This is a genomic window from Lactobacillus sp. A27 (assembly GCF_016742815.1).
Lineage (GTDB): Bacteria > Bacillota > Bacilli > Lactobacillales > Lactobacillaceae > Lactobacillus > Lactobacillus gallinarum.
In genome coordinates this window covers 1-10,707 of sequence record NZ_JAEHNT010000070.1, presented here as the reverse complement: position 1 = coordinate 10,707, position 10,707 = coordinate 1, and the positions used below count along the sequence as shown (strand labels likewise).

Sequence of the window (10,707 nt, the reverse complement as noted above, 5' to 3'; positions counted from 1 at the left end):
CATGCCGAACACAGAAGTTAAGCTTCTTAACGCCGAAAGTAGTTGGTGGGCAACTGCCTGCGAGGAAAGGAAGCTGCCGTGCTCATGGAGGATTAGCTCAGCTGGGAGAGCATCTGCCTTACAAGCAGGAGGTCACAGGTTCGAGCCCTGTATCCTCCATCGAGTCGTTAGCTCAGTTGGTAGAGCAACGGACTTTTAATCCGTGGGTCGAGGGTTCAAGTCCCTCACGGCTCATGACCCTAATTTGCGGGTGTGGCGGAATTGGCAGACGCGCTAGATTTAGGTTCTAGTGTTTTCGGACGTGTGGGTTCAAGTCCCACCACCCGTATTGCCAACCACATATTGACAATATGCCGATTTAGCTCAGTTGGTAGAGCATCTGTCTTGTAAACAGGGGGTCGTACGTTCAAGTCGTATAATCGGCATTTATATTTTGCGGAAGTAGTTCAGTGGTAGAACATCACCTTGCCATGGTGGGGGTCGCGGGTTCGAATCCCGTCTTCCGCTTTCATCAACACGCCGGAGTGGCGGAATTGGTAGACGCACGGGACTTAAAATCCCGCGGTTGGTTTCAACCGTATCGGTTCGACTCCGATCCCCGGCATTGATGATGCGCCCTTAGCGCAACTGGATAGAGTGTCTGACTACGAATCAGAAGGTTGAAGGTTCAAATCCTTCAGGGCGCATATAACGGGAAATGGCTCAGTTTGGTAGAGCACCTGGTTTGGGACCAGGGGGTCGCAGGTTCGAATCCTGTTTTCCCGATTGTATCTAAATGGTATTAGTTACATTTTTGGCGGTGTAGCTCAGCTGGCTAGAGCGTCCGGTTCATACCCGGGAGGTCGAGGGTTCGATCCCCCCCGCCGCTATATTGTAAACTTGGACCTTTAGCTCAGTTGGTTAGAGCAGACGGCTCATAACCGTCCTGTCGTAGGTTCGAGTCCTACAAGGTCCATTACATATGTATATTAATATCGCGGGATGGAGCAGTCTGGTAGCTCGTCGGGCTCATAACCCGAAGGTCGTTGGTTCAAATCCAGCTCCCGCAATTTGGTCCATTGGAGCAGTGGTTTATCTCGCCTCCCTGTCACGGAGGAGATCGTGGGTTCAAATCCCACATGGACCGTAAGATGGCTCGGTAGCTCAGTTGGTAGAGCAAAGGATTGAAGCTCCTTGTGTCGGCGGTTCGATTCCGTCCCGCGCCATCAAGCTGGAGGAGTAGCGAAGTGGCTAAACGCGGCGGTCTGTAAAACCGCTCTCTCTGAGTTCGGCGGTTCGAATCCACCCTCCTCCATAATAGGGATATCGTATAATGGTAGTACATCGGTCTCCAAAACCGCTGATGTGGGTTCAATTCCTACTATCCCTGTTTACCTTCATGGCGGAATTGGTGAAGGGGTTAACACACCGGTTTGTGGATCCGGCATGCATGGGTTCGAATCCCATATTCCGCCCTAGTATTGGGATATAGCCAAGTGGTAAGGCATTAGACTTTGACTCTAACATGCGCTGGTTCGAATCCAGCTATCCCAATTCTAAATAATTTAATAACTTATGGCGGTGTAGCCAAGTGGTAAGGCAGAGGTCTGCAAAACCTTAATCGTCGGTCCGAATCCGACCTCCGCCTTATCAACAAGATAAGTTGATAATTTAATTTAATATTATGGCGGTGTGGCGGAATTGGCAGACGCGTCAGACTCAAAATCTGGTGTCCATTACGGACGTATCGGTTCGACCCCGATCACCGCTATTATTTTAAAGTGATTCATTTTTGAATCACTTTTTTTGTTTATTGAGATATATTTGTAATTTTTCATTATAAATTGCAGTTAGTTTAAGTAATCTTTATAATGCTAAATATGGAGGTATTTAAATGAATATTGGTCTTTATACCGATACATATTTTCCCCAGATAAGTGGCGTGGCTACTTCTATTAAGACGTTAAAAGATGCGCTGGAAAGACAGGGGCATAATGTATTTATTTTTACGACAACGGATCCTAATGTAAAAAAAGGCACAGTTGAACCTAATGTCTTTCGTTTTAGCAGTATTCCTTTTGTTTCGTTTACTGATCGTAGAATTGCATTTAGAGGACTTTTCGAAGCTACTAAGGTGGCTAAGGAAGTCAATTTAGATATAGTTCATACTCAAACTGAGTTTGCATTGGGTACTATTGGAAAATACGTAGCTCATCAGCTAGATATTCCAGCTATTCACACTTACCATACGATGTATGAAGATTACTTGCATTATATTTTGAATGGACATTTATTGCGGCCATATCACGTGAAGCAATTTGTAAAAAGCTATTTAAAAAATATGGATGGCTGTATTGCTCCTAGTGGCCGAGTAGAAGAATTATTAAGACGTTACGGTGTCCAAATTCCGATTCGGGTGATTCCTACCGGTGTAGATATTCAGAGCATGAATAGTGATGCAAATCGTGATGTACGAAAAGATCTTGGTATCGATGCAGATGCACCAGTTATATTGACGTTAAGTAGAATTGCTGCTGAGAAAAAAATAAATCATATTTTGAATGTATTACCAGCAATTATAGAAGAAATACCTAATGTTAAATTTGTGATCGCTGGTGATGGTCCAGATGTTAAAGTGCTCCAAGAGCAAGTTGAGCGTTTAACTTTAGAAGATTACGTAATCTTTGCAGGAAATGTTGACCATGGAGATGTAGGAAATTACTACCGCATGGCAGATATTTTTGTCTCTGCTAGTGATACTGAAACTCAAGGATTAACATATGTTGAAGCTTTAGCAGCCGGCACACCTTGTGTTGTTTATGATACTGATTATACGGAAAATATCTTTGACAAAGATATTTTTGGACGAAGATTTAATACGCAACAAGAGATGCAAGAAGAAATTATTTCTTTGCTTAAGCAAAAACGGGCAAAAATCCCACAAGAAATATTGCAAAATAAGTTGCAGAGTATTTCATCGGATCAATTTGCTACAAATGTGCATGATTTTTATCAGTATGTAATTGATCATTATCAGCCCAAGCATGAAGAAGATTAAAAAAGAGGATATAGATGATTAGAATTAATATGTTCTCACAAGCTGATTCCGTTAAAGGTCAAGGGGTCGGCTCAGCATATAACGAATTAATTAAATTATTGAGAACGCATTTAGTAGATGAATTTTATGTAACAATAAATAAATATGGCAATAGTGATTTAACACATTACCATACGATTAATCCAACTTATTATGCTAATAGTTTTTCACCAGCACGTGGTAGAAAAATTGGCTATGTTCATTTTTTGCCAGATACTTTAGAGGGCTCAATTAAATTACCAGGCGTTGCAAAAAAAGTATTTTATCAATATATAATTGATTTCTATAAACGCATGGATCAAATTGTAGTAGTTAATCCAATTTTTATTGATAAATTGGTCAATTATGGTATTGAACGCGATAAAGTTAAGTACATTCCTAATTTTGTTTCTAAAACTGAATTTTATGAGGAATCACTTGCAAGCAAAAATGCATTTCGTCATGAATTGGGGTTACCGCTAGATAAATTTGTAGTTTTTGGCGATGGCCAAGTTCAGGAAAGAAAGGGAATAGATGATTTTGTCAAAATGGCAAAAGCTAATCCAGATGTTCAATTTATTTGGGCAGGTGGCTTTTCTTTTGGCAAGATTACGGATGGCTACAGTCACTATAAAGACATGGTAGATAATCCGCCTAAAAATTTAACTTTTGCTGGTATTGTCGATCGCAAAAAACTGGTTAAATATTTGAACATTGCTGATTTATTCGTGTTGCCATCATATGATGAATTGTTCCCAATGTCTGTTTTGGAGGCATTTAGCTGTGGCACGCCAGTACTTCTGCGTGATTTAGATTTATATAAGGCTATTATTGATGGTTATTATATGAGTGGCCAAGATTTCGGCGAAATGAATCAAGCTTTACAAAAGGCCAAAAGCGATCCACATCTGTTGAAGAAATATAGTGATTTGTCTATTAAAGCAAGTCAAGAATATTCAGAAGACCGATTAGCCCATATTTGGAATGATTTTTATCATGAGCAATACAAATTGGGCAAGGAATTGGGACAAATTCATTAATGAATAAAAAGCATTTATGGGGCATCTTGATTGTATTGGCAATCAGTGCCTTTGTCTTATATATGGATCTGAAGTCAACACCATTATCAGAAATATTAAAGGCGGCTCATGGTCTTAATATTGTAGCTTTAATAATGGTATTTGGCTTAATGCTTCTGTCATATGTTTGTGAAGCGGGGATCTTAGCCACATTAGCTCATCGTAAAGAAGAGCCTAAAAGATCTGCATGGTCATTTTTGCGAATTCCAATTATTCAGGCTTTATTTAATGCGATTACACCAATGTCAACTGGTGGTCAGCCATCACAATTGGCAGCGATGATTCAAATGGGGATGGAAGGTGGTAGATCAACTTCCATTCTATTAATGAAATTCATTATTTATCAGATCGTAGTTTTATTCGCCTATGTCTTTACGATTATCTTTGGCTTTCATATGGTAATGACTAAATTTGCGGGGCTAGCTATATTTATTGCAATCGGCTTTTTGATCCACGTTAGTTCCATCATTTTCTTATTAGCAATCATGTTTGCCTATCATTTTACAAAGAATGCAACTAACGCTTTAATGAATTTGCTGGCAAAGTTCATTAAAAAAGAGCGTGTTGAAAAATGGCGTGCTGCTACTTTAGAAAAGATTGATACTTTTTATGCAGAAAGTCAGAAATTGAAGAAAGAAAAAAAGAAGCTGATTGTAGCTTCGACTTTGACTGTTTTACAGCTATTATTCTTTTATTCAATTCCATTTATGGTACTGACAGCTTTAAATGTGCCATGTTTATGGGCTAATGTCACGCAGATGAATATTATGATTATTATGTTCATGGCGATTATCCCTATTCCAGGTGCATCTGGTGGTGCGGAATACAGTTTTCAGACTTTATTCTCCACGTTTGTTTCTTCTCATGGTGCTTTGATTTTAGCAATGTTTATTTGGCGCTTTTCAACTTACTTTTTCGGAATGATTTTAGGTATCTTTGGTTGGATTTTTAAACCTAAAAAGATAAAAAGTTCAGAAAGTAATTAATTTTTCTTAAAAGAAATGCGTCTTGTTTAAATCAGTAGTAAGATAAAATATCGTAATGAGAGGAGAAAGCAATGGAACGTACCAAGTCTTTTTTTAAATGGTTAACGCAAACTAAACTTGGCTTTTTTACGATTGTTTTAGTACTGTTTTGGTTAAAAACATATTTTATATATTTAACGAAGTTTAATTTGGGTGCGGTTGGTCCAATGCAGCAATTTCTGCTTTTGATCAACCCGATACCATCAGGGATGCTCTTGTTAGGTATTGGCTTATTCTTTAAAGGGCGAAAGTCATATTGGATTATCCTAGTAATAGATTTTTTACTAACGCTGTGGCTTTTTGCAAATATACTTTATTATCGTGAATTTTCGAATTTCTTGTCATTTTCGATAATAAAAACTTCAGGTTCGACTTCAGATAATTTAGGAAAAAGTATTGCAGGAATTACTTTAGCTAGTGATTTTCTGGCCTTTATCGATATTGCCGCAATTATTGCTTTATTAATCACTAAAGTCATCAAAATGGACGTACGTCCTTTAAAACTTAAAGTCAGTTTATTAGTAGAATTGCTGGCAGTTAGTTTAATGGGCCTTAATTTATTGATGGCGCAAAAAGATCGTTCTGGTCTTTTAACTAGAACTTTTGACAATAATTATATTGTTAAATATCTAGGCATTAATGAATATGCCATTTATGATGGTTATAAGATGGCGCAGACGAATGCGCAGATGGCTAAAGCTAACGTATCTGATCTGCGCTCAGTTAGACAATACCTAAAAGCAAACTATGTCAAACCTAATCCTGCTTATAACGGTGTAGCCAAGGGTAAAAATGTCTTGGTTATTCACTTAGAGAGTTTCCAACAGTTTTTAATTGGCTATAAATGGAAGGGCAAGGAAGTAACCCCTAACTTAAATAAGATTTATCATCAAAAAGATACGATTAGTTTTGATAATTTCTTTAATCAGGTTGGTCAGGGAAAGACCTCTGATGCTGAAATGATGTTGGAAAACTCATTGTTTGGGTTGCAATCAGGTTCAGCCATGTCGACTTATGGCACTTCTAATACCTTTGAAAGTGCTCCAGCTATATTGCATCAACAAGCTGGTTATACGACTGCCGTAATGCATGGTGGTGCAGGCTCATTTTGGAATAGAGATAATGCGTATAAATCATTCGGCTATCAATATTTCATGCCACTTTCATACTTTAAGAATAAGCCAGGCTATTATATCGGTTATGGTCTGAAGGATAAGATCTTCTTCGATCAATCAATTAAGTATATTGAACGTTTACCGCAACCATTTTATTTAAAAATGATTACAGTTACTAACCACTATCCATATAATTTGGATAAGAAAAATCAGTCAATTGATAAGACTAATACAGGGGATGAAACTGTAGATGGTTATGTGCAAACCGCGCATTATCTTGATCAGGCTATCGGTGAATTAATGCGTTGGATGAAGAAGACTGGTCTTGATAAAAAGACGTTGATTGTCTTTTATGGTGACCACTATGGTATTTCAGGTAATCACCATAAAGCCAGTGCTGAATTGCTTAAGAAAGATTCTTTCAATGATTTTGATAATCTGCAATTCCAGCGTGTCCCATTGATGTTCCACATGAAGGGATTAAAAGGTGGCATTAATCACACTTATGGTGGTGAAATTGATGTTTTGCCAACTTTATTAAATCTATTAGGCATCAAGGACAAAGATACTATTCAGTTTGGCTATGATTTGCTTAGCAAAAATGCACCACAAATTGTTGCTCAACGAAATAGCGATTTTATTACTCCTGAATATTCTAAAGTAGGCAGTGATTATTATGATACGAAGACTGGGGAAAGAATTAAGCCTGATAAGAAATTGAAAGCAAAGCTTACTACAATTTCTAACAAGGTGACAACACAGCTTTCTTTGTCTGATCGTGTAATTGATGGTAATTTGCTCCGCTTTTATCGTCCAAAGTGGTTTACTAAGGTTAAGCCAAAGGATTATGATTATAACAAAGCAACTTCATTGAAGCGGTTGTTCGATGATCCAAGCAAGACATCACTCTGGTATCAAAATCATCAAAAATCGACACAAAAAGATTTTAAGACTGATGCGCCAGAACTTAAAAAATAACTGCAAAAATAAGCAATTTGTGATAAAATTTATTGGTAAGTGTATGTGTGTATTGGAGGCAGCGCATTGTATAATTTAATTATGACGCTACTAATCATTGTTTCAATCTTAATCGTTATTGCAACAATGATGCAGCCACAAAAACAACAAGATGCATTGAACGCCTTATCTGGCGGTGCCGTTTTTAGTGGTCAAACCAAAAAACGTGGTTTTGAGGCATTTATGGAAAAAGTAACCGCAGTTTTATTGGTTCTCTTTTTCGTCTTTGCTATTATTCTAGCTTATATGTCTACAAAATAAATTTTGTACCTCCCGATCAAAAGTGATGGGGAGGCTTTTTTTATATTTTAAAAGATCGGAGATTAATTACATGGCACAAAACGAAAAAATTTTGGCCGGTGTTTTAGAAATTTTTCGCCATAATCCACAAAAACAATTTCGCGTAGATCAAATTGAACGAGAAGCGCGTCGTGAAAGATTGGGTAATTTTACTGAATTAATTAAAGCTCTTTCTTTCTTAGAACATGCAAATAAAATTATTACTGATGGTAAGGGACAATATCAATTAGCCCAAGCAGATACAATCGTCGAAGGTATTTTTAAAGCCAATGACAAGGGTTTTGGTTTTGTAAAGTTAGACGATGAAAATGTTGATGACGTTTTTATTGCAGCTGATTACACAAAGTATGCCGTTGATGGTGACCGAGTAAAGGTAAAGATTGTTGCTGATGGTAATCCTTGGAATGGCAAAGGACCAGAAGGTCGAATCGAAGAGATCCTAGAACGTGGCCTTGAAAGCTTAGTCGGTGAATTCCATCCACTAACTGATGAACAAAGAAAGATCAGTCCTTTTATTGGATATGCTTTAAGCAATAATAAAAAGTTGCACAAATATCGTGTATATTTATCCGAAAATGGTCTGATCCCACAGATGGGCGACATGGTAAAGGTATCTATCAAGGACTATCCTGAAGAAGATTATCCTGAATCTATGACTGGTGCAGTTACTAAGATTATTGGTAACAAGAGTGATCCAGGTGTAGATATCATGTCAATTGTTTCTGCTCATGACGTTCGTACTGATTGGCCAGAAGATGCAATGGCACAAGCTAATGCAATTCCTGATCATGTTACTGAAGAAGAGAAAAAAGGTCGAGTAGATATTACAGATCAGCCTGCAGTAACCATTGATGGGGATGATTCTAAAGACTTTGACGACGCCGTTGTTTTATGGAAATTGCCTAACGGAAATTATCATTTAGGTGTCCACATTGCCGATGTATCACACTATGTCAAAGAAAATACACCTTTAAATGAAGAAGCATTTGCTCGTGGTAACAGTACATACTTGGTAGACCGAGTTATTCCAATGTTGCCATTTAGACTTTCAAATGGTATTTGTTCATTAAATGAAGGTGTAGATCGTCTTGTTTTGTCCTGTGACATGGAAATTACACCAGAGGGTAAGAGAGTAGGCTACAAGATTTATCCTTCTGTTATGCGTTCACATGGTCGTATGACTTACAATAAGGTTAATAAGACCTTAAAGGGTGAAATGGATGGCTTAGAGGACAAGTATGTAAAATTACGTCCAATGCTCGAAGAAATGGCTGATTTGCATGCTATTTTATACAAACAACGTCATAGACGTGGTGCCATTGACTTTGAAGAACCAGAAGCAAAAATTATTGTTGATGATCAAGGCAAGCCAACTGACATCGTATTGCATGAACGTGGTACTGCCGAAAAAATGATTGAGTCATTTATGTTGATGGCTAATGAAACTGTTGCTGAAGATTTCTTTAGAAAGCATGTTCCATTTTTATACCGTGTTCACGAAACACCAGATGCTGAAAGAATTAAGAGTTTCTTCGAATTTTGTAGTGCATTTGGCTTAAATATTCACGCTGATCCAGAGAATATCAAGCCACTTGATTTGCAAAAGGTTGTATCTAAGACTATGGGTACACCAGAAGAAGCTGTAGTGCAAATGATGATGCTACGTAGTTTAAAGCAAGCACATTATTCTGAAGATGCATTGGGTCACTTTGGTTTAGCAGCAAAATACTACACTCACTTTACTTCACCAATTAGACGTTACTCTGACTTGATGGTGCACAGAATGATTCACGCATATCAAGAAAATGGAACTACCGAAGACATGCAGAAGCATTTTGCTAGTTACTTGCCAGATGTTGCTGAACAAACTTCTACTCAAGAACGTCGTTCAATCGATACTGAACGTGAAGTAAATGACTTGAAGATGACTGAATATATGGCAGATCAAGTGGGTCAACACTTTGATGCCGTAGTTTCATCAGTTACTAGTTTTGGTATGTTCATTCAATTGCCTAATACTGTTGAAGGCTTAGTACACATTTCTAATTTAACGGATGATTTCTATAGCTTTAATGAAAAGTCATTGACGTTAACTGGACGTGGTACACATAAGCAATATAAGATAGGGATGCCTATTAAGGTTACCTTGATTAATGCTAACGTTGAGCAGCATCAGTTAGACTTTGAAGTTTATGACCCTAACGCTCCTAAGAAGAAGCATAACGATCGAGGGATGAACAATCGTCGTCGTGGCAACCGCGGATTCCATAATAATCACGGGCACCGTGGTAGCGGCAATTATAATAGTCGTGGTAATCACCGCAGCCGTAATCAAGGAAATAGAAGAAATCAGAGAAACTTTAAACATTAGGAGAGATTCTTAATGAAAAAAGAAAAAGATGATAATCTAATTGCGCAAAATAAAAAGGCACGGCATGACTATTTTATTAAAGAAACTGTCGAAGCAGGAATTGCATTAACAGGGACTGAGATAAAGTCTATTCGTGCACGCAGAATAAACTTGCGTGATGGATATGTTCAAATTTATGGTGGTTCTGCTTATTTAGAGAATGTTCATATTAGTGAATATAAGCAGGGCAATCGTTATAATCATGATCCTTTAAGAAGTAGACGCCTTCTTTTGCATAAAAAAGAAATTGCACGGTTAGCTAAGGCACAATCTGAACGTGGAATCGCCATTATTCCGTTAAAGGTGTATTTAAAGCACGGTTTTGCCAAAGTTCTAATAGGTGTAGGACAAGGTAAAAAGGAATATGACAAGCGTCAAACAATTAAGGAAAGAGATCAAAAGCGTGAAATTCGCCGAAAGTATGGCATCTGATAGCATCGTAATCGCAGGATTGCGGTGCTATTTTTGTATTTTTGAAAAAATTTTAAATAAAAATATGAGAGCTAAAGTTCGTTAATTGAAGGCAGAGTGCTATTTTATATAGCAAATAAGATTAGTGAACGCTAAATAAGCAAATAAAAATAAGTGATAATGTTACAACGTTGCCTAGCGTTTCTATTAGAACTCGAACAAAAGAGGGATTTGCCAAAAAAGAGAAAGTAGGGTAAATTAATAAAGTCGTCTTGAGAGATGACGAAGAGCTCGA

The 10,707-nt window shown here is 37.7% G+C and carries 7 protein-coding genes and 19 tRNA genes; all 26 read left to right on the top strand.

Annotation, left to right across the window (positions count from 1 at the left end; translation table 11 throughout):
• The first annotated feature begins 86 nt into the window (after positions 1–86).
• Positions 87–159: transfer RNA gene (locus JEM49_RS08425), tRNA-Val, on the top strand.
• A gap of 2 nt (positions 160–161) precedes the next feature.
• Positions 162–234, top strand: a tRNA-Lys gene (locus JEM49_RS08420).
• 12 nt (positions 235–246) lie between these two features.
• Positions 247–328, top strand: a tRNA-Leu gene (locus tag JEM49_RS08415).
• A 24-nt stretch (positions 329–352) separates the two neighbouring features.
• Positions 353–425 (top strand) — tRNA-Thr (locus tag JEM49_RS08410).
• Between the two features lie 10 nt (positions 426–435).
• Positions 436–507: transfer RNA gene (locus tag JEM49_RS08405), tRNA-Gly, on the top strand.
• An 11-nt stretch (positions 508–518) separates the two neighbouring features.
• Positions 519–604, top strand: a tRNA-Leu gene (locus JEM49_RS08400).
• A gap of 8 nt (positions 605–612) precedes the next feature.
• Positions 613–686, top strand: a tRNA-Arg gene (locus JEM49_RS08395).
• 5 nt (positions 687–691) lie between these two features.
• Positions 692–765 (top strand) — tRNA-Pro (locus JEM49_RS08390).
• A gap of 30 nt (positions 766–795) precedes the next feature.
• Positions 796–869: transfer RNA gene (locus JEM49_RS08385), tRNA-Met, on the top strand.
• Positions 870–881: 12 nt separating this feature from the next.
• Positions 882–955: transfer RNA gene (locus JEM49_RS08380), tRNA-Ile, on the top strand.
• 20 nt (positions 956–975) lie between these two features.
• Positions 976–1,049, top strand: a tRNA-Met gene (locus JEM49_RS08375).
• A 3-nt stretch (positions 1,050–1,052) separates the two neighbouring features.
• Positions 1,053–1,126 (top strand) — tRNA-Asp (locus JEM49_RS08370).
• 6 nt (positions 1,127–1,132) lie between these two features.
• Positions 1,133–1,205, top strand: a tRNA-Phe gene (locus JEM49_RS08365).
• A 7-nt stretch (positions 1,206–1,212) separates the two neighbouring features.
• Positions 1,213–1,294, top strand: a tRNA-Tyr gene (locus JEM49_RS08360).
• Positions 1,295–1,298: 4 nt separating this feature from the next.
• Positions 1,299–1,369, top strand: a tRNA-Trp gene (locus JEM49_RS08355).
• Between the two features lie 12 nt (positions 1,370–1,381).
• Positions 1,382–1,454, top strand: a tRNA-His gene (locus tag JEM49_RS08350).
• A gap of 7 nt (positions 1,455–1,461) precedes the next feature.
• Positions 1,462–1,533, top strand: a tRNA-Gln gene (locus tag JEM49_RS08345).
• Positions 1,534–1,556: 23 nt separating this feature from the next.
• Positions 1,557–1,627 (top strand) — tRNA-Cys (locus JEM49_RS08340).
• A gap of 38 nt (positions 1,628–1,665) precedes the next feature.
• A tRNA-Leu gene (locus tag JEM49_RS08335) sits at positions 1,666–1,750 on the top strand.
• Positions 1,751–1,873: 123 nt separating this feature from the next.
• Positions 1,874–3,037, top strand: coding sequence for a glycosyltransferase family 4 protein (locus tag JEM49_RS08330; RefSeq protein ID WP_025006422.1), 1,164 nt, complete (start codon positions 1,874–1,876; stop codon positions 3,035–3,037).
• A gap of 14 nt (positions 3,038–3,051) precedes the next feature.
• Positions 3,052–4,095 (top strand): glycosyltransferase family 4 protein, encoded by a 1,044-nt coding sequence (locus JEM49_RS08325; protein WP_087176876.1) that lies wholly within the window; start codon positions 3,052–3,054, stop codon positions 4,093–4,095.
• Positions 4,095–5,120: a lysylphosphatidylglycerol synthase transmembrane domain-containing protein gene (locus JEM49_RS08320; RefSeq protein WP_087176877.1), complete on the top strand. Its 1,026-nt coding sequence runs from the start codon at positions 4,095–4,097 to the stop codon at positions 5,118–5,120. Before JEM49_RS08325 ends, JEM49_RS08320 begins: the two co-directional genes overlap by 1 nt.
• A 71-nt stretch (positions 5,121–5,191) precedes the next feature.
• Positions 5,192–7,252, top strand: coding sequence for an LTA synthase family protein (locus tag JEM49_RS08315; RefSeq protein ID WP_201874624.1), 2,061 nt, complete (start codon positions 5,192–5,194; stop codon positions 7,250–7,252).
• 66 nt (positions 7,253–7,318) lie between these two features.
• Positions 7,319–7,552: a preprotein translocase subunit SecG gene (secG, locus tag JEM49_RS08310; protein ID WP_003632304.1), complete on the top strand. Its 234-nt coding sequence runs from the start codon at positions 7,319–7,321 to the stop codon at positions 7,550–7,552.
• A 70-nt stretch (positions 7,553–7,622) separates the two neighbouring features.
• Positions 7,623–9,962, top strand: a complete 2,340-nt coding sequence (gene rnr, locus JEM49_RS08305) for a ribonuclease R (RefSeq protein WP_201874622.1) — start codon at positions 7,623–7,625, stop codon at positions 9,960–9,962.
• Between the two features lie 12 nt (positions 9,963–9,974).
• The gene (smpB, locus tag JEM49_RS08300; RefSeq protein WP_025006418.1) at positions 9,975–10,433 is read left to right on the top strand and encodes an SsrA-binding protein SmpB; all 459 of its coding nucleotides are present in this window, start codon (positions 9,975–9,977) and stop codon (positions 10,431–10,433) included.
• The last annotated feature ends 274 nt before the right edge of the window (positions 10,434–10,707 follow it).

Bases quoted from the DNA above. Each gene is read 5' to 3' on its own strand.
- rnr (WP_201874622.1), top strand. From the start codon at position 7,623: ATGGCACAAAACGAAAAAATTTTGGCCGGTGTTTTAGAAATTTTTCGC.
- smpB (WP_025006418.1), top strand. From the start codon at position 9,975: ATGAAAAAAGAAAAAGATGATAATCTAATTGCGCAAAATAAAAAGGCA.
- JEM49_RS08315 (WP_201874624.1), top strand. From the start codon at position 5,192: ATGGAACGTACCAAGTCTTTTTTTAAATGGTTAACGCAAACTAAACTT.
- JEM49_RS08330 (WP_025006422.1), top strand. From the start codon at position 1,874: ATGAATATTGGTCTTTATACCGATACATATTTTCCCCAGATAAGTGGC.
- JEM49_RS08320 (WP_087176877.1), top strand. From the start codon at position 4,095: ATGAATAAAAAGCATTTATGGGGCATCTTGATTGTATTGGCAATCAGT.
- JEM49_RS08325 (WP_087176876.1), top strand. From the start codon at position 3,052: ATGATTAGAATTAATATGTTCTCACAAGCTGATTCCGTTAAAGGTCAA.